The sequence below is a fragment of the Acinetobacter sp. GSS19 genome (genome assembly GCF_028621895.1).
Lineage (GTDB): Bacteria > Pseudomonadota > Gammaproteobacteria > Pseudomonadales > Moraxellaceae > Acinetobacter.
Map to the genome: position 1 here is coordinate 160,409 of NZ_CP117520.1, position 17,755 is coordinate 178,163.

At 48.0% G+C, this 17,755-nt stretch carries 18 protein-coding genes; 10 read left to right on the forward strand and 8 right to left on the reverse strand.

The genetic code is table 11. The annotated features are described in order from the left end of the window. Positions 1 to 9: 9 nt before the first annotated feature. On the reverse strand, positions 10 to 237 hold the full coding sequence (locus PGW99_RS00830) for an accessory factor UbiK family protein (RefSeq protein WP_273778193.1): 228 nt from the start codon (positions 235 to 237) through the stop codon (positions 10 to 12). 276 nt (positions 238 to 513) lie between these two features. On the opposite strand from PGW99_RS00830, the gene glnK reads away from it, so the two are divergent. From glnK to PGW99_RS00860, 6 genes are all read left to right on the forward strand, one after another. Then, a complete protein-coding gene (glnK, locus tag PGW99_RS00835) occupies positions 514 to 852 on the forward strand; it encodes a P-II family nitrogen regulator (protein WP_273778194.1) in 339 nt (112 codons plus the stop codon). A 59-nt stretch (positions 853 to 911) separates the two neighbouring features. Then, positions 912 to 2,300: an ammonium transporter gene (locus tag PGW99_RS00840; protein WP_273778196.1), complete on the forward strand. Its 1,389-nt coding sequence runs from the start codon at positions 912 to 914 to the stop codon at positions 2,298 to 2,300. Positions 2,301 to 2,443: 143 nt separating this feature from the next. Next, on the forward strand, positions 2,444 to 2,896 hold the full coding sequence (gene nrdR / locus PGW99_RS00845; RefSeq protein ID WP_273778197.1) for a transcriptional regulator NrdR: 453 nt from the start codon (positions 2,444 to 2,446) through the stop codon (positions 2,894 to 2,896). 12 nt (positions 2,897 to 2,908) lie between these two features. Next, a complete protein-coding gene (gene ribD / locus PGW99_RS00850; RefSeq protein WP_273778198.1) occupies positions 2,909 to 3,994 on the forward strand; it encodes a bifunctional diaminohydroxyphosphoribosylaminopyrimidine deaminase/5-amino-6-(5-phosphoribosylamino)uracil reductase RibD in 1,086 nt (361 codons plus the stop codon). Beyond that, on the forward strand, positions 3,991 to 5,283 hold the full coding sequence (locus tag PGW99_RS00855; protein ID WP_273778199.1) for a DNA adenine methylase: 1,293 nt from the start codon (positions 3,991 to 3,993) through the stop codon (positions 5,281 to 5,283). The genes ribD and PGW99_RS00855 overlap by 4 nt, the downstream gene beginning before the upstream one ends. A gap of 25 nt (positions 5,284 to 5,308) precedes the next feature. After that, complete coding sequence (locus PGW99_RS00860) at positions 5,309 to 5,968, forward strand: riboflavin synthase (RefSeq protein ID WP_273778201.1); 660 nt, start codon at positions 5,309 to 5,311, stop codon at positions 5,966 to 5,968. Between the two features lie 53 nt (positions 5,969 to 6,021). Here the strand turns inward: PGW99_RS00860 and PGW99_RS00865 are convergent, their stop codons facing one another. The 4 genes from PGW99_RS00865 to PGW99_RS00880 all read right to left on the reverse strand — a co-directional run bounded on the left by PGW99_RS00865 (position 6,022) and on the right by PGW99_RS00880 (position 8,905). Then, entirely contained in the window at positions 6,022 to 6,243 is a 222-nt protein-coding gene (locus tag PGW99_RS00865; RefSeq protein WP_273778203.1) for a hypothetical protein, read from the reverse strand. 142 nt (positions 6,244 to 6,385) lie between these two features. Further along, positions 6,386 to 7,021: a cell division protein BlhA gene (blhA, locus tag PGW99_RS00870; RefSeq protein ID WP_273778205.1), complete on the reverse strand. Its 636-nt coding sequence runs from the start codon at positions 7,019 to 7,021 to the stop codon at positions 6,386 to 6,388. A gap of 35 nt (positions 7,022 to 7,056) precedes the next feature. Beyond that, on the reverse strand, positions 7,057 to 7,464 hold the full coding sequence (locus tag PGW99_RS00875) for a DNA polymerase III subunit chi (RefSeq protein WP_273778206.1): 408 nt from the start codon (positions 7,462 to 7,464) through the stop codon (positions 7,057 to 7,059). Then, positions 7,457 to 8,905, reverse strand: a complete 1,449-nt coding sequence (locus tag PGW99_RS00880) for a leucyl aminopeptidase (protein ID WP_273778207.1) — start codon at positions 8,903 to 8,905, stop codon at positions 7,457 to 7,459. Before PGW99_RS00880 ends, PGW99_RS00875 begins: the two co-directional genes overlap by 8 nt. A 156-nt stretch (positions 8,906 to 9,061) precedes the next feature. Here PGW99_RS00880 and lptF point away from each other — a divergent pair, with 156 nt between their 5' ends. From lptF to PGW99_RS00900, 4 genes are all read left to right on the forward strand, one after another. Beyond that, a complete protein-coding gene (gene lptF, locus PGW99_RS00885; protein ID WP_273778208.1) occupies positions 9,062 to 10,162 on the forward strand; it encodes an LPS export ABC transporter permease LptF in 1,101 nt (366 codons plus the stop codon). A 2-nt stretch (positions 10,163 to 10,164) separates the two neighbouring features. Beyond that, complete coding sequence (lptG, locus tag PGW99_RS00890) at positions 10,165 to 11,235, forward strand: LPS export ABC transporter permease LptG (protein WP_273778209.1); 1,071 nt, start codon at positions 10,165 to 10,167, stop codon at positions 11,233 to 11,235. 126 nt (positions 11,236 to 11,361) lie between these two features. After that, the gene (gpmI, locus tag PGW99_RS00895) at positions 11,362 to 12,909 is read left to right on the forward strand and encodes a 2,3-bisphosphoglycerate-independent phosphoglycerate mutase (protein WP_273778210.1); all 1,548 of its coding nucleotides are present in this window, start codon (positions 11,362 to 11,364) and stop codon (positions 12,907 to 12,909) included. Positions 12,910 to 12,925: 16 nt separating this feature from the next. Next, a complete protein-coding gene (locus tag PGW99_RS00900) occupies positions 12,926 to 14,101 on the forward strand; it encodes a S41 family peptidase (RefSeq protein ID WP_273778211.1) in 1,176 nt (391 codons plus the stop codon). 2 nt (positions 14,102 to 14,103) lie between these two features. On the opposite strand, the gene PGW99_RS00905 is transcribed toward PGW99_RS00900, so the two are convergent. From PGW99_RS00905 to gacA, 3 genes are read right to left on the reverse strand one after another with little or no spacing between them, the layout of a single operon-like run. Further along, the gene (locus PGW99_RS00905) at positions 14,104 to 15,516 is read right to left on the reverse strand and encodes a sigma-54-dependent transcriptional regulator (protein WP_273778212.1); all 1,413 of its coding nucleotides are present in this window, start codon (positions 15,514 to 15,516) and stop codon (positions 14,104 to 14,106) included. Then, positions 15,513 to 17,099 carry a sensor histidine kinase gene (locus PGW99_RS00910; protein WP_273779381.1) on the reverse strand — a complete coding sequence of 529 codons (1,587 nt, stop codon included), beginning with the start codon at positions 17,097 to 17,099 and terminating at the stop codon, positions 15,513 to 15,515. Before PGW99_RS00910 ends, PGW99_RS00905 begins: the two co-directional genes overlap by 4 nt. An 11-nt stretch (positions 17,100 to 17,110) precedes the next feature. Beyond that, a complete protein-coding gene (gacA, locus tag PGW99_RS00915) occupies positions 17,111 to 17,746 on the reverse strand; it encodes a response regulator transcription factor GacA (RefSeq protein WP_273778213.1) in 636 nt (211 codons plus the stop codon). Between the last annotated feature and the right edge of the window lie 9 nt (positions 17,747 to 17,755).

A 17,755-nucleotide genomic window follows, 5' to 3' on the forward strand; every position in this document is an offset into this window, starting at 1 on the left:
ATTCGGTGCTTAATTTTTGTTCTGCAATAAGCTTTCGAGGGTTTTAATTTGCTCGTTGAGATCATTGAGACGTTGATTGGCATTTTGTAACGCTGTTTGTTGGCGTTCCAGTTCTTCTTTAGTCACCAGATCCATTTTGGTGACAGCTTCACTCAGTAAAGCACGCAGGTTGTGTTCCAGATCTTTTTTCGGTTGATCCAGCTGTTGCAGAATGGCTTGTAATAAGGTTTCGATCATAACATGGGCAATCCGGTGAAATTTTCAGGCTTGAGTTTAACACTGCTCTACCTGCGACCATAGCCCTGATGAGGAAAAGAAAATGTAGACCTGAACGCAGGAAGAATGTTGAGTCTAAAGGTCGAATTTTTAAAAAGCCGCTACATTTCCCGTCACAAAATAAGGTATAAAGAGCTTTCATGTACACCGCTTCTAATCTCCCCCAACTTTTAGAAGTCTTGGCATGAATATTGAACATAAAACCTTACTGGTGAAACAAGCCGAAGGAAAACAAAGATGAAGCTTATAACTGCAATTGTAAAACCATTTAAATTGGATGACGTGCGTGAGGCACTCTCCGACATTGGCGTGCAAGGGATTACTGTCACTGAAGTGAAAGGTTTCGGGCGTCAAAAAGGCCATACGGAACTGTACCGCGGTGCAGAGTATGTGGTTGATTTTCTACCAAAAGTGAAAATTGAAATCGCGATCAGCGATGAAATGGTTGATCAGGTGATTGAATCGATTACCCGTGTTGCAAGCACTGGCAAAATTGGTGATGGCAAAATTTTTGTCACCAACCTTGAGCAAGTGATTCGTATCCGTACCGGAGAAACTGGACCGGATGCCGTGTAATTTGGCACGAAGCTTGCTGAGTACCAAGTAACACAAAAACTTGAAGTTGGGGGACACGAATGAAAAAAATGCTATTTGCACTCAGCCTGTCTGGTGCATTGTTAGGTGGTTCAGCTACGTGGGCCGAAGAAGCGACAAGCTCGGAGCCAGTGACGACCGTTGTGGCGTCAGAAGCAGCCTTAACCGATTCCACACAAGCAGCCACTATCCCTGCAGAAACGGCCACTACGCCTGCCGAAACACCGGCAAAAGCGGATACCGGTGATACTGCCTGGATTCTGATTTCAACCGCTTTAGTGTTGCTGATGACGATTCCTGGTCTGGCGTTATTTTATGGCGGCATGGTGCGTAAGAAAAACGTCCTCAGTACCATGGCGCACAGCTTTATCGCCGCAGCTGTGGTGAGCCTGGCTTGGGTTGCAGTGGGATATACCCTGGCTTTTAGCAGCGGTAATGCCTTCATGGGAGGCTTTGAAAAACTCATGCTGGCCGGTATCGGGACAGATGCGGTCACGGGAACCATTCCTGAAATTCTTTTTGTTATCTTCCAAATGACTTTTGCCATTATTACCGTTGCGATTATTAGCGGTTCGGTGGCAGAGCGCATGAAATTTGGGGCTTTTGTTACTTTTATTGCTATCTGGGTGATTGCCGTTTATGCACCGATTACCCACTGGGTCTGGGGTGGCGGCTGGTTAGCGAATGATGGCGCGCTGGATTTTGCGGGTGGTACGGTCGTTCATATTAATGCTGGTGTTGCTGGTCTGGTTGCAGCATACATGCTCGGTAACCGTATGGGCTTGGGACGTGAGTCTATGGCACCGCATAACTTGACACTCACCGTTCTGGGCGCAAGTTTGATCTGGGTGGGCTGGTTTGGTTTTAATGGCGGATCTGCACTCGGTGCAAATGGTTCAGCAGGTTATGCACTGGTAACAACCCAAGTGGCAGCAGCAGCAGCGGCGATCTCCTGGTTAATGACAGAAAAACTGATTCGCGGTAAGGCCTCAGTGTTGGGTGCAGCTTCCGGTGCGGTCGCTGGTTTGGTGGTGATTACCCCAGCAGCCGGTTTCGTGACCGTGAGCGGTGCTTTGGTGATGGGGTTAATTGGCGGTGTGGTCTGCTTCTGGGGGATTACTGCACTGAAACGTGCACTGAAAGCCGATGATTCACTCGATGCTTTCGGTTTGCATGGTGTTGGCGGGATTGTGGGGGCTATCCTCACCGCGGTATTTGCCAGTGAATTCATCATGGGTGATAAAGTACCTGCCAATATGATGACGCAACTTTGGGTGCAAATTGAAGGCGTCCTGGCAACAATCGCTTATAGTGCTGTGGTGACTTTTGTGATCCTTAAAGTAATTGACGTCGTGATTGGAATTCGTGTCAATGCCGATGATGAACGTATGGGTCTGGATCTCAGCCAACATGGTGAACGCATCGAATAATCAATTAAAACAATTAATCGCTATATATTGTGTAAAACAGCCTGAAAAGGCTGTTTTTTTTCTATATGTAGCGTAAAACTCTACAAAGAAGCGAAATTTTGCTACACTCGGAAATCCATGGGGATTTGTTCAGTTAAACCACTATGCATTGTCCATTTTGCAACGCCGCAGACAGTAAAGTGATCGACTCGCGCTTGGCCGCCGAGGGTTGCCAGATTCGCCGACGTCGTGAATGTATCAGTTGTGGGGAACGTTTTACCACGTTTGAAAGTTATGAAGTGGTGATGCCGCGTGTCATCAAGTCCGATGGCAAAAATGAACCCTTTGATGAAGCCAAATTGCGCCGCTCGCTGATGCACGCCTTGCAAAAACGTCCGGTGACGCAAGAGCAGATTGAAGCGGTGTTGAGTGATATTCAGCTACAGATTCGCCGTTTGGGTGAGCGTGATGTCAAGTCACGGGTGATTGGTGAAATTGTCATGCAGGCGCTGTATGCGCTAGATCACGTGGCCTATGTCCGTTTCGCTTCAGTCTATCAGGACTTTCAGGATGTAGAAGCCTTCCGCCGTCAAATTGAACAAATGCAACAGCGCTAATTGGGAATAAAGATGTCTGAGCTGACGCAAGATCAATACTGGATGCAACGGGCAATTGAACTGGCCCAACGTGGACAGTATTCCACCAAACCGAACCCGAATGTCGGCTGTGTCATCGTTAAAGATGGACAGGTGATTGGTGAAGGGTTCCACCCCAAAGCAGGGCAACCGCATGCTGAAGTCTTTGCCTTGCGCCAGGCAGGTGCGGACGCACAAGGGGCGACCGCTTATGTCACGCTGGAACCTTGTGCACATTATGGCCGGACCCCGCCTTGTGCAGAAGCACTGGTTAAAGCCCAGCTGAAAAAAGTGGTAGTGGCCTGTCCAGACCCTAATCCTCTGGTGGCTGGAAAAGGCGTGCAGATTCTGCGTGATGCCGGCATTGAAGTAGAAGTTGGGGTTTTACAACAGCAAGCACATAGCTTGAATTTTGGTTTCCTGAAAGCTATGGCAACGGGGTTGCCTTATGTGCGCTTAAAAATTGCAGCCAGTCTCGATGGCCGTACCGCGATGGCGTCGGGAGAGTCGAAATGGATCACCGGATCCGCTGCCCGTCAGGACGTGCAACATTGGCGTGCAATTTCCGGTGCTGTGATTACGGGTATTGATACAGTATTGGTGGATGATTGCCAGCTCAATGTGCGTGACTTGCCGAATGTAGATTTAACGACTGTGGTACAGCCGAAGCGAGTGGTTCTGGACCGTCAGGGCCGTTTACCATTAAGTGCCAAAATATTGAAACAGCCGGAAACTGTAATGGTCATGGGGCCATTTCGTCAGGAGTTGGCCGATTTGGGGGTCATCCAGTTGGAGATTCAGCCTTTAAACGCCCTGTTACAGACCTTATCTCAGCATTACCAGATTTATGATGTGCTGGTGGAAGCCGGTTCGACTTTGTCTACCGCCTTCTTACAGGCACATTTAGTCGATGAAATGATCTATTATGTTGCACCGACCTTATTGGGGCAGTCGGCACGTGCCATGTTTAATGCTGACTTGATCCGTCTGGCCGAGCAACTCCGTTTTAAGTTTGAACAGTTTACCCCGGTAGGGGATGACTTACGCTTAAGGCTAATCCCTACGCAAGAGACAATATGAATCCAGAGTCTTCGGTTTATCACAAACGTCGCCATGCAGCGCGCACCACGGATGAATACCTTTTTCACCAGCTGGTGCCTTATCTGGGCAACAAGCGCCGATTGCTGCATCTGATTCTGGAAGCTCTGGAAATTACTGGAACGCTTAATCCCAAAGCTAAGCGTGCGCCGATTTTTGCGGATTTTTTTGCTGGGAGTGGTGTGGTTTCACGTCTGGCCCGGCAAAATGGCTACCGGGTGATTGCCAATGACTGGGAACCGTATAGCCACGCGTTAAATAGTGCGATTTTATCCTGTGTAGAGGCACCTGCATTCAAGGAACTTGGCGGTTATCAGAAAGCCATTGATTACCTGAACCGTTTGCCCGAAGTCAAAGGCTGGGTGACGCATAATTTGTGTCCGCGTAATGATGAGATCTATGACCCGACACGTGACCGGTTGTTCTTCAAACGCCGTAATGGCATGCGCATTGATGCCATCCGCCAGCAGATTGCCACTTGGCAGGCACAAGGGGCGATCGATGATGTCGAAATGAGTGCCTTACTGGCACCGTTGTTGTATTCCGCCAGTTTTGTCAGTAATACCAGTGGGGTATTTAAAAGCTTCCACCATGGCTGGGGTGGAAAAACCCAGACTGCGCTGGAGCGGATTGAGTCCTTGTTGTGGCTGACCCCAAGCCGTTTTTGTGAAATCGGCGACCCGAAACGTCCGGCAGCGGAGATGTGGTGTGTGGATGCCCAGCATCTCGCGAACCAGATGAGTGGTTTCGAGGTCGATGTCGCCTATCTCGATCCACCATATAACCAGCATGCCTACAGCAGTAACTATCATGTACTGAACGCATTAACCTTGTGGGATCAGGTGGACTTACCGAGTCCGGATACCAAAGGTTATAAAAGCGGGATTGACCGGGCGTGGCGTAAAGAACGACCAAGTCCTTATAATTCCTCAAAATATGCTAAAGAAGCATATGAGAAATTACTGTCTACCATTAATGCTCGTTACATCCTGACCAGTTATTCCACTGATGGCAATATTTCCCCACAGGACTTGCTAAAAGCCAATCTGGCACGCGGTAAAGTCACCTTGTTAACGCAGGATGTACCACGTTATCGGGTGAGTAAACAGCGTCAGTCAGAGCGGGCACGCGTACTTGAATTTATTGTGATTACCGATACCCATGCCAAGGCAGGGCCACCGTTACGTCAATTATTAGGACAACTTTATCATTTTGCCGAACTCGGTGGTGTCGATACCTCAGGTGTGAGCACCCAATTGGCCTTATGGTAAATCCAACCCCATAGAGAGCGTCGTTATGTTTACAGGGATTATTGAAAGCCTCGGCAAAGTGCAAAGCCTGCAAAGTGTGGGGGGGGATATCCGTTTGCGCATCCAGACTGATCTAGATTTGTCGGATGTGCATTTGGGCGATTCGATTGCCACCAACGGCATTTGCCTGACCGTGATCGAATGGGGCGACAACTGGTATGCGGCTGATGTGTCACGTGAAAGTTTGAACCGCACGACGCTCGGACATTGGAAAGTGGGTCAGCCGGTCAATGTGGAAAAGGCCATGCTGCCAACTACACGTTTTGGTGGCCATATTGTCAGCGGTCATGTCGATGCAGTGGGTGAAATTACCTTGGTGCGTGAAGATGCACGATCCCTGTATTTTGAAGTGACCGCACCGGCTGAAATCGCCAAGTATCTGGCTGAAAAAGGCTCAGTGACTGTCGATGGCATTAGCCTGACGATTAACCATTTACGTGGCAATATTCTCAGTTTGAACCTGATCCCACATACGGCAGAACGTACCAATATTGGCACATGGAAAGTGGGCAGCAAAGTCAATCTGGAAGTGGATGTGCTGGCACGTTATATCGAACGTTTACTGTTGGGCGACAAAGCCGCCGATACGCATACCGAATCAAAAATCAGTATGGCTTTTCTCGCGGAAAATGGGTTCTTGAAATAAGCGTTAAAACGGAGATAGCCCATCGTGATGAGCTATTTCCACCCTCTGTCTTTTTAATGTTTAATAATGGTTAAAGAAGTGCTGCCTAACCAAGGCTTGACGCTTTTGGGAGTGGAGACGGAAAAGTCTCCTTTTTCTTGGGCCTTTCGAGAGAAATAAACCGAGATAGACTGAAAATCAGCGCGGCTGAGTAACAAGTCTTCTGCGGATATTGTCCATTTTTCGCCAGAATGTAGTTTGCTAATTCGTGCCGAAATCTGGGTCAATAGATCCATTATTTTCTTCCTCATGCTACTGTAGAGTCACATGCTAAGTGCATGATCTTTAAACACAATGATTTAAAGATGTGACTATATTGTTGCATTTTTATGTCACTTTGATGACAAAAGCGAAAAGAAATTTGAAAATCAGGTCAAATTAATTTTTGATCGTCTGGTCAGAAAAATCTGAATTCTGCAGTATGTAGCTAATCTCTTCCTGTGCGGCTGCCTGCAGCTTGTTTCTAAAAGCGCTTACTGCTTCTTCAATCAGGGTTTCAGCTTCGAGTTCCAGGCGCAGGCGAACGCTTTCCAGTTCTGACAGGATCTGTTCGTCTGAAATCGCGAGACGTCGTGGATGGCTGTAATCAATCGACGGCTGTGCCGGATTCTGCTGGTAGCGTTGCGTGTAGTCTTGGATTTCCTGATCGAGCTGTGCACGTAATTGTGACAGGAGCAGGGTTTGTTCAGTGAAATGCTCAATTTCATGTTGTTGCAAAGCCGCAGCGTATGCAGCCTGGGCGGCACGTTTGTCCTCAAGGCTTTTTTCTAAAGCCAGTTGGCGACGAATCCGAGCCTGTTCGAGCAGTTCTGCTTTTAAGTTGGCATAGGCAATGGCAATTTTCTGTTCAGAGGCTTTTTGGGCCAGCTGATCAGCAGTGAGCCATTGTTGGATGTCACCACTGGATTGCAGCAGATCACAGATGCGGGCGAGGTCATCAAGAAAAGCTTGACGTACAGCTTCAGGAGCCTGAAGCCAGCGCTTTTTAAAATCTTGACCTACATTAAGTGCCACTACACATCTCCTTGCCGGGGTAAAATTAAGCGGGTTTATAGTTTAAAGGTGCGCGGTTGAATACCCAAGCGCCGATATTGTTTGAATTTTTCTCGGCCAATCTGTTTGGCCGTTTCATCATTTTCGATAATTTCAATAATGTGACCAAATTTGTCCGTTTGTTCAAGCGCCTGATTGTTAAAATTAAACACCAGCCACGCTGCACTGTCAGGAAGCTGTGCTGAAATACAGACGGGTGCATCGGTCTGCTCGATACCATGCGGGATAAAACTGCTGGGATCAAAGCTCCACAGGCGCTCATCCAGTTGCTGCTGTAAGTCGGGATCTGGACAGTACAGCCAGATTTTGCCCTGCTTGGGCAGCAGCTTGCGGCATAAACGGCAAGCACTTTCGACTTGCCGTTCCGGGCTTTTTTCAAACAGATAAAAGCTAACCTTAGCCATTGGCAACCGCGCGGTTGGCCAGGAATTGCATCAACAAAGGTACTGGTCGACCCGTTGCGCCTTTGCTGGTGCCTGACAGCCATGCTGTGCCTGCAACATCCAGATGCGCCCAGCGATAGTCACGGGTAAAACGCTGCAAGAAACAAGCCGCTGTTACAGAGCCTGCGGTTGGACCCCCAATATTGGCAATGTCGGCGAATGGAGAGTCTAATAATTCCTGATAATCATCAATCACCGGCATACGCCAGACGCGGTCGAAACTCTGTTCACCGGCTGCGCTAATTTCATTGGCCAGTTCATCATCGGGTGAGAACAGTCCACTGAGTACTTTACCGAGTGCGACCACACAGGCGCCGGTGAGCGTCGCAATATCAATGACCACTGCTGGATCAAAGCGTTTGATGTAGGTCAGGGTGTCACACAGTACCAGGCGGCCTTCAGCATCGGTATTGAGAATTTCAATGGTTTGGCCACTCATGCTGGTCACGATGTCGCCTGGACGGGTGGCATGACCGGATGGCATGTTTTCTGCCGCTGCAATCGTACCGACCACATGGATCGGCAGACGTGCTTCACAAAGTGCACGCATGGTACCCAAGACGGAGGCTGCACCGCACATGTCGAATTTCATTTCATCCATGCCCAGGCCTGGTTTCAGTGAAATGCCACCAGTGTCAAAGGTAATGCCTTTACCCACCAAGACGACAGGTGCTTGGTCGAGTTGTGCTTGATAGTCGAGGGTGATGATGCGACCTGGACGCTCGGAACCTTTGCTGACCGCTAAAAAGGCATGCATACCCAATTCTGTCATTTGCTGCTCATCTAGCACATTGACCTTGAGTAAGTCTGGAAATTCTGCGGCCAAAGCCTGTGCCTGCTCTGCCAGATATTCCGGGAAACAGATATTGCCCGGACGGTTACCGAGGTCACGCGCCATACTCTGACCAGATTGGATAGCATCCACTAGGGTGAGTTGTGCTTCAGTTAATGGCGTCTGGCTGGCAATTAAATTGATCTGTTCGAGCAAAAATTCATTTTTTTTGCTTTTGAATTCATCAAAACCGTAGGCAGCTTGGGTCAGATTCAATGCGAACAGGTAATGCAGTTCCTGTGGCAAAGCGGAAATATCCAGACTAATTTGTTTAAATTTCTTTTGTACGCCTTGCACAATCGTTTGTGCCAGCTTGGCCAGTTTCGCGGGCTTAAGCTCCGCAGTTTTATCGAGGCCGATCAAGGCTGCATTGGGTGCGGCTGTGATTTTCCCAATCAGCGGTAAATTTTCATTGAGGCTCGCTTTAAACTGGGTCGCGGCAATTAAGTTTTCTAATTCATTGACTTGATAGGCTGCCGCTGCGTTTTCCAAATGCTCTGCATCAACCAAAATCAACAGATACGGGGTTGAGCTAGTCGCAGCGAGTGAAGTTTGAAGGGTAAGTTTCATTGCGGTATTCATGCCTTATAAAGGTTTGCAAATCATTCAACCATTGAAACATTTCCGGTGATAGAGTTGCAATGTACAACGGTGGGATAGGTTTTATATTTTTAACATTCGGGTAAACTAGCGCTAGTCCTGATGAACCCTTTTGGAAGAATTAATTTGATTATTCGGCGTTATCTCGTCAAGCAAGTTGTATCCACTTCTCTGGTGGTGATTGCCTTATTGACCTTGATCATGATGGGTGGCCGATTGATCAAGTATTTTGGTATCGCTGCGCAAGGTCGTTTGGATGCCAGTATCCTGTTCAGCATTATTGGCTACCGGATGCCTGAATTCCTGACCCTGATCTTGCCGTTAGGATTTTTTATCGGTTTGATGCTGGTGTTTGGCCGTTTGTATGTCGATCATGAAATGGCAGTACTGAACAGCAGTGGCGTGAGCCGGCATCAACTGGGCCGTTTACTTATTCCGCTGACCTTGGTCTATTTATTGGCACAGAGCGGGTTAATGCTGTGGATGTCACCTTGGGGTTTGCGCCAGTTCGAAGAGCTGACCACCAATCAGGCGGTGCGGACCGGTTTTGATCTGGTGCGACCAAAAGAATTTATTTCTTCAGGGCCATATACCATTTATGCTGGTGATCTTTCCGATGACCGCAAAAATCTGAAAGATATCTTTTTCTATCAGCGTGCGGAAAGACCCGGTAAGCCGGATGTGATGATTCTGGCACGTGAAGCGACCCGGGTTGAAGTGGCGAATGATACGGCCAATGTGGTTGATCTGGTGGAAGGCCGCCGTTATGAAATTTATCCGGGCAAGCCACAGTATTCACAAGCTGAATTCGCAAGCTATCGGTTGCGTCTGGAAAATGACAAGGCTGCCCAGTTTGAAAGCGCTGAAGTAGAAGCCTTACCTACCGCGAAACTCTGGAAAAATCGCCATGATCCCGTGGTGGTCAGTGAGTTGGGCTGGCGTTTCTTTGTGCCGTTTGCCCTGATCGTGGCTTTGATGCTAGCCGTGGCCTTGTCCGAAGTAAATCCACGTCAGGGACGCTATTTTCGCCTGTTTCCGGCCATTCTGATTTTTGCCAGTTTAATTGTGGCCTTGATGGCAATTAAAACCCGCATCAGTAAAGACGAGCTTGGTGTATGGGCTTATCCAGCAGTCTTGATCGCCTATGCGATCGCTGCAGCGCTGTTCTCGCGTAAGCAGAAATTGGGCCCTAAAATCCAGAAACACATTGAACGCGTGAGGTCTTAACAATGTTTGCACGTCGAATAGTCGCTAAACATGTGACCAAAACTACCGCACTCGCAATGCTGGGGGCGACAGCCGTCTTATCTATGCTGCAGGTCCTGTTTACCTATCTGGGGGAATTGAGTGACCTAAACGAGCACTATAATGCCTGGCAAGCATTGCAATATGTGCTTTGGGGGGCACCGCGTTATCTGTATGAGATTTTGCCGATCTCGGCTTTGATGGGGGCGGTGCTAGGTCTTGGCACTATGGCATCCAACAGTGAGCTGATCGTGATGCGTTCAGTCGGGATTAGCCTGTGGCGCATTGTTGGCTGGGTGATCCGCTCTGCGATGTTGTTGGTGGTGCTGTCTTTTGCCTTAAGCGAATGGGTGATTCCATATACCAATGAGCAGGCGAAAAGCGTGAAAACTCATCAAAGCGTCGCCGCTTTAGGTGAAGTGAAAGGCTATTGGACACGTGAAGGCCAGCGTTTTATTTACATTGATTACGCCAATTCACAAGGGAATCTGCGAAATATTCAGGTCGTCGATTTTGACCAGAATTATCGGTTGCAATCGGTGCTGAATGCGGAGCAAGGGCAATTTGTCAGCGATGGGCGCTGGAATTTAAGTACCGCCCAGCAGGTGGATGTTTTAGCGAATGGTAATGCCGTCCATCAACGGGCAGATCAACAGGCCCTAGGACTCGCTTTACAACCGAAATATGTGCATATGGTGACGATTGATCCTGAAGACCTGTCACCCAGCCAGTTGATCAGTTTCATGCGCTATATGCATGAATACAGCCAGGTACCCAAAACTTATCAGTTGGCGTTCTGGCAAAAAGTTGGTGCGCCGTTTGCTCTGATTGCCTTGGTTCTGATTGCCTGTTCGTTTATTTTTGGGCCATTGCGTCAGCAGTCGATGGGTTTCCGTTTGGTCATCGCGCTGTTTATCGGGTTAGGTTTCTTTTATCTGCAGGATTTCTTGGGTTATGCCAGCTTGGTGTACTCGCCATCGCCCGCGTGGTTCGTCTTTATCCCGATTGTCCTGATGTTTATTGCCGGTGGTTATTTACTACAGCGCGTCCGCTAAAAGCGTATAACACTTTGCCAGTTCGTCTATTTCTGTGCGTGAAAGCCCGCACAGAACATAGAGTCTTGCAGCAAAATTCGGTAAGATAGCATGCTGAATTTGTAAACAAATGAAAGAGTGAAAATCATGACGGATGCAACTGCTGGCAAAATCCCTCACGTTCTGGTGATTATGGATGGTGTGGGCCATCGTGAAGCGGTCGAGGATAACGCTTTTCTTGCAGCGAAAACTCCAAATTTGACAGCCATCACACAAAAGCATCCGCATGGTTTGATTTCTGGCTCTGGTGAAGATGTGGGTTTGCCGGATGGCCAGATGGGTAACTCGGAAGTGGGTCACATGAACTTGGGCGCAGGCCGAGTGTTGTACCAAGACTTTACCCGGATTACCAAAGATATTCGTACTGGTGCGTTCTTTGAGCATGAAGTGCTGGTGGATGCGGTTGAAAAGGCCAAAGCATCGGGTGGCGCTGTGCATATCATGGGGCTGTTGTCGGAAGGCGGTGTGCATTCTCATGAAGACCATATCGTGGCGATGTGTGAACTGGCGCTAAAACGTGGTGCGCGAGTTTATCTGCATGCTTTCCTTGATGGCCGTGATACACCACCGAAAAGTGCACAACCTTCGTTAGAAAAACTGGATGCGCTGTTTGCCCAATATCCGGGTCAAGGCCGTATTGCATCGATGATTGGCCGTTACTATGCCATGGACCGTGACAATCGCTGGGATCGTGTAGAACAAGCCTATCGCCTGTTGACCGAAGGTGAGGCAGTCCGTACTGCAGCCACTGCGCTAGAAGGTCTGGAACAGGCCTATGCAGCGGATGAAAGCGATGAGTTTGTCAAGGCGACCCGTATTGGTGAGATTGCCAAAATCCAGGATGGCGACAGCATCGTCTTTATGAACTTCCGTGCTGACCGTGCGCGCGAGATCACCAAAGCCTTTGTGGAAAAAGACTTTGCCGGTTTCGAACGTAAAGTCGTGCCGAATTTAGCCAAATTCGTCATGCTCACGCGCTATCAGGCCTCGATTGATGCACCCGTGGCGTATATGCCGGAAGAGCTGAAAAACTCGATTGGTGAATACCTGTCAAACTTGGGTAAAACGCAGTTACGTATTGCTGAAACCGAAAAATATGCGCATGTGACGTTCTTCTTTAGTGGTGGTCGTGAAGATGAATATCCAGGTGAAAAACGCATCTTGATTCCATCTCCGAATGTGGCGACATATGACCTCAAACCAGAAATGAGCGCTTATGAAGTGACCGATGAACTGGTCAAGGCCATCAATTCTGGTGAGTATGACCTGTTAGTTGTGAACTATGCCAATGGTGACATGGTGGGGCATACCGGTGTCTTTGATGCTGCCGTGAAGGCAGTTGAAGCGGTGGATACGTGTTTGGGCCGTGTTTACGATGCTGTCATGGCCAATAAAGGCCATATGATCATCACGGCAGACCATGGTAATGTGGAGCAGATGCAGGACTATGAAAGTGGTCAGGTGCATACTCAGCATACCACTGAGCTGGTGCCATTTATTTATGTTGGTCCAGGCGCAGCTACGATTGCCGAAGGCGGCGTGTTGGCCGATGTTGCACCAACGCTGTTAAATTTGATGCATTTGCCTGTACCTGCAGATATGCAGGGCCGTAATTTGATCACGGTTGAGGCTTAACCCCCAAGAGGACGGAATGATGCAACAAGGAAAGACCCTGGCTCAGATTCTGGGGATCGTGTGCTGTTGTTTATTTTCCGTTCCGGTTCTTGCAGCAGAGCGTCCGAACACTGATCTGGATTCGGACGTCGTGCAAGAGGATTTTACTGAGGTGCCAGTAGAATCCATCCAGCAATTTGTACAGATCTACGGTTTGGTACAAAAAAACTATGTGGAAGCAAAATCTGATGAGGTTTTGTTCCAACAGGCGATTAAGGGGCTGGTCAGCGGACTGGATCGTTATTCGCGTTATTTATCTCCTGAAGAATATCAACAACTGCTGCAATATACTGAAGGTGAGCTGGCAACGGTCGATTTTGGTCTGCGTTATGATGTTCAGCATCATCAATGGCAAATCCAAAACTTAAAAGAAGGAGCTGATTCCAGCAAACTTGGCCTGCGCAATGGTCTGGTGGTCGACAAGATTGACCATCAAAGCTTAAAAGAGCTGAACCATGTTCAGGTACAGGAATTGCTCACCGGTTCGATAGGCTCCACCATGCTGGTGCAACTGGATGAGCAACGTCCTCCGGTGAGTATCGTCCGTAATAAAAAGATTGAAGCCGATACTCAAGCTCAGTTATTGCATAATCAGGTTTTGCTGATTAAAGTCCGGGTCTTTCAGCAGGATACTGCCAACCAGATTAAGCATCTGATTGAAGATCATGCCAGTAATCGTTTGAAAGCAGTCCTTATCGATTTACGTAATAATCCGGGGGGACTATTGTCCGCTGCGGTGGAGTCTGCGGACCTGTTTTTAAATCAAGGTGTTATTGTCTCAACCCGCAGTCGTTCCGAAGGTGATCAGCAGTTTCAGGCCTTACCGAGCAATGACTTCCAGAACCTGAAAATCGGCATTTTGATTAACCAGCGCTCTGCCTCTGCCGCTGAAGTCTTTACCATGGCGCTCAAGGAGCATGGTCGTGCCTGGGTGGTGGGTGAGAAAAGTTATGGTAAGGGCGTGGTACAAAAGCTCTTTGCCCTACCCAATGGTGCTGCGCTACAAATGACCGTCTCACATTACTACACACCGTTAGGTCACATGATTGAGGGGCAAGGCGTCACGCCAGATTACCTGTATCCGATTTCTGGCGAGATCCGTGATGAAACCTATCTGGAAAATGTCACTGAGTTATTGATTAAGCACAAATAGTTTTATTCGACCTCGGAATCCAAGCCCAGTTTTTTTAGCCGGTAGCGTAAGGAACGGAAACTCATGCCGAGTTTCTTGGCCGCTAGCGTACGGTTCCAGTGGGTCATATCAAGTGCCTTTAACAGCAGCTCTTTTTCGATTCTTTCCAGATAATGCTCTAACCCTTCAGCTGGAAGTTGACCATAGAGGACACCCGGAGCATGGATAGTCGTGGCTGAAGCAGATTCCTGTTGAGGCGCTGCTGGTTGCAGAGGGGGGGAAATGCTGTTTTGCAGGTCTTCCACTTGCAATTCGGTCTCGTCGCAGAATGCGATGGCACGTTCCACCATATTGCGCAATTCACGCACATTACCTGGAAAATGCTGCTGTAGCAAAAACTGCTGGGCTGCTTTACTCAGCGATTTCACGGGCAGATCCCACTCATCACACACCTGCTGAATAAAATGGTCTGCCAATAACAGAATATCCTGTCCTCGTTCTCTTAAGGGAGGAAGCACTACATCAATCACATGCAGGCGGAAGAACAAATCCTGACGGAATTTCCCCTGTTGCACGAGACTGGTCAGATTCTGATGGCTGGCACTGATGATGCGAAAATCGACATCAATTTCCTGATCACTGCCGAGTGGGCGAACCTGTTTGTCCTGCAGCACTCGTAGCAGTTTGACCTGCATATTAAGCGGCAATTCAGCAATTTCATCCAAGAATAAACTGCCACCATTGGCTGCCTGGATCAGTCCCTGTTTGTCTTGTGCTGCCCCGCTAAAGCTGCCTTTCTTATAGCCGAACAGCTCACTTTCCATCAACTCTGCCGGAATTGCCCCACAGTTAATCGCAATAAAAGGTCCCTGATTGCGGTTACTGAGCTGATGAATCAAACGTGCGACCACTTCTTTGCCACTGCCGGATTCCCCGGTAATAAAAACAGGTGCCTGAGAACGGACAATTTTATTCAGGTCTGCCCGTAGCTGCTGAATGGGCTCGGAACGGCCGATCAACAGGCGATTTTCGGGACGATCTTCGGCGGCAGGACACCAGGATTTCGGCAGATTGAGGGCTTTTTGTAATAGTTGGGTTAAATGCTTCTGATTAATCGGTTTACTGACAAAATCAAAGGCTCCGGCTTTTAATGCACTGACTGCAATATCCATACTGCCATAGGCGGTCAGTACGGCAATCGGTGTGTTGGGATAACAGCGTGTGACCAGTTCGACCAACTCCAGACCGTTACCATCTGGCATGTTTAAATCGGTCAGACAGGCATCGTACTGGTATTGGGTAAAGAAATAGCGCGCACGTTGTAAACTATGCGCAATATGCGTCTTGATGCCCATACGTGCCAGGGTCATCTGCATCAGCGTACATAAGTCTTCTTCATCATCCACCAATAAGACGAGGGCTTGTTTTTCTGTCATGATCCCTGCAAAACCTGATTCAAATGATTTGTGGAGCATTCAATGCGGAAACATGCTCCTTGTGGTTGTTCAATGTAGCTCAGTTTGGCTTGATTGGCTTCGCATAAACTGCGAGATAAGTATAATCCTAAACCAGTTCCGTTAATTTCGGTACTGAAAAATGGCTGGAATAAACGTGAAATATCCTGTTTCTGAACCCCTGAGCCAAAATCAATCACATCTATCCAGACCCCTTGCTCATGCGTACTGACCCGTAATTGAATAAAGTCTGATGCACGATTATGTCGAATCGCATTACGGATCAGATTGACTAAAACCTGACGGAGTTGCAGAGGATCAAACACGACCGAGCAGTCTTGTTGCAGGTCTAAATGAATCTGCTGCTGTATATCAGAAAAGTCTTCCCGCAGGCATTCCGTGAGGAAGAGTTTTAATTGCAGCCTTTCTGGGAAAGTCCCTTTGTGTCGTGCCATATTGAGCGTGTCTTTAATAATGACATCGATACGATTGGCCTGTTTGGCAATCATCTGTGTGAGCATACGCTGCTGTTCGGCATCACTATCTAATAACAATTGATTGGCCTGAGTAATGGCCGCCAAAGGGTTACGTATTTCATGTGCAATGCTGGCAGTCAGTTGTCCTAGGGCCGCGAGTTTGAGTTGTTGAACCTGCTGGTTGATTTTTTGTGCATCCTGTAGCACCAATAAACTCAGACTTTGCTGGGGTGTGATCAGTTTCTGTAACTGAATCTGGATGGTGTAGTGCGAAAATTGGGATTCAAACTGAAATTTTTCCCCATGTTTAAAATGGTCAAATTTGAGCAGTTGCCATAGATCAGGTTGGACTTCAGACAAAGGTTGTTTTTGATGGGCAAACGTGGGCAGGATTCCGAGCAGATGGCACGCTGCTGGATTTACCAGCACAATATGACAAGCTGCATCGAGCACCAGATAACCCACCTCAATTTGTTCCAGAATATAGCGGTTGATATTCTGCAGTTGATGAAATTCCTGTGACTGATGCAGATGCAGGTTCTGCAAAATCTGGAAGCGTTGTACGGCCAATTGACTCAAGCCATACACCACAAAAAACAAAAAAGCCAAAAGGGCATTGTGACCGACATTATTAAGACTAGAGAAATCCAATACACTGCCGACAAAATGTTGATAAACCACACTAATAACGGCAATCAGCGTGATAATCAGGGCCTTACGCTGATCCAGCAGGAGGCTGGCTGAAAAGATGGTAATCACAAAAAGCAGACTGATATGTAAACTTGGACTACCGACCGCAAAGGTCAGGATGCTCAGCATCAGAACATCACAAGCTAGAATGAGTACCAGTTGTCGCTGTGTAGAAAAAGGCAGAAATTTGAGACTGACCAGCTGGAATAAGCTAATCAGGGCATAAAAAACTGCGGTATAAAAATATAAGGTGGGTTGCTGATAATAATTTCCGAGTTGCCCTTGGGTGAACATAAAAATGAACGTCAGGCTTAGGGCAATAATCAGACGATAAATACTGTAATGGATAGCTAAACGATAAATCGTCTGAAATAGGGAAGCTGGAATCGCAAGCATCAGGTTGGTCTGGATTAAGGCTTAATTAAGCCATAACGAATCGCCAAGTGAGTCAGTTTAACGTCACTGTCGATGCCGAGTTTTTCAAAAATCCGATAGCGGTAGGTATTAACGGTTTTTACACTGACAAACAGCTTATCGGCAATCTCTTGTGCACTGATACAATTGACGACCATCATGGCCACCTGCATTTCACGTTCAGATAAGGCATCGAAAGGGGACTGCTGGGTGTCAGACAGATAGGAGCTGGCGAGCTGCTCGGCAATATCCGCACTGAAATATTTACCACCTTGCATGACTTTTTTAATTGCCCGCACCATTTCAGAAATGGGTGCACCTTTCGTGATGTAACCTTTAGCACCTGCTTTGAGTAATAAGGACGGGTAAGGTTCTTCGGCAAGACCACTGACCGCGAGTACTTTTGTCTCCGGTGTAGACTGTAGCAGACGGCGCGTGGTTTCTACTCCACCAATACCGGGCATGTTGACATCGAGTAAAACCACGTTCGGATGATGTTGGCGAACCATAGCAATCGCTTCTTCACCCGATTCAGCTTGACCAATAACCTGGACATCAGCGTGATCTTCTAACATGCGACAAATCCCTGTACGTACCAGCTCATGGTCGTCGACAACTAAGACTGTGATCACGTTTCTCTC

Bases quoted from the DNA above. Each gene is read 5' to 3' on its own strand.
- PGW99_RS00830 (WP_273778193.1), bottom strand. From the start codon at position 237: ATGATCGAAACCTTATTACAAGCCATTCTGCAACAGCTGGATCAACCG.
- glnK (WP_273778194.1), top strand. From the start codon at position 514: ATGAAGCTTATAACTGCAATTGTAAAACCATTTAAATTGGATGACGTG.
- PGW99_RS00840 (WP_273778196.1), top strand. From the start codon at position 912: ATGAAAAAAATGCTATTTGCACTCAGCCTGTCTGGTGCATTGTTAGGT.
- nrdR (WP_273778197.1), top strand. From the start codon at position 2,444: ATGCATTGTCCATTTTGCAACGCCGCAGACAGTAAAGTGATCGACTCG.
- ribD (WP_273778198.1), top strand. From the start codon at position 2,909: ATGTCTGAGCTGACGCAAGATCAATACTGGATGCAACGGGCAATTGAA.
- PGW99_RS00855 (WP_273778199.1), top strand. From the start codon at position 3,991: ATGAATCCAGAGTCTTCGGTTTATCACAAACGTCGCCATGCAGCGCGC.
- PGW99_RS00860 (WP_273778201.1), top strand. From the start codon at position 5,309: ATGTTTACAGGGATTATTGAAAGCCTCGGCAAAGTGCAAAGCCTGCAA.
- PGW99_RS00865 (WP_273778203.1), bottom strand. From the start codon at position 6,243: ATGGATCTATTGACCCAGATTTCGGCACGAATTAGCAAACTACATTCT.
- PGW99_RS00875 (WP_273778206.1), bottom strand. From the start codon at position 7,464: ATGGCTAAGGTTAGCTTTTATCTGTTTGAAAAAAGCCCGGAACGGCAA.
- PGW99_RS00880 (WP_273778207.1), bottom strand. From the start codon at position 8,905: ATGAAACTTACCCTTCAAACTTCACTCGCTGCGACTAGCTCAACCCCG.
- lptG (WP_273778209.1), top strand. From the start codon at position 10,165: ATGTTTGCACGTCGAATAGTCGCTAAACATGTGACCAAAACTACCGCA.
- gpmI (WP_273778210.1), top strand. From the start codon at position 11,362: ATGACGGATGCAACTGCTGGCAAAATCCCTCACGTTCTGGTGATTATG.
- PGW99_RS00900 (WP_273778211.1), top strand. From the start codon at position 12,926: ATGATGCAACAAGGAAAGACCCTGGCTCAGATTCTGGGGATCGTGTGC.
- PGW99_RS00905 (WP_273778212.1), bottom strand. From the start codon at position 15,516: ATGACAGAAAAACAAGCCCTCGTCTTATTGGTGGATGATGAAGAAGAC.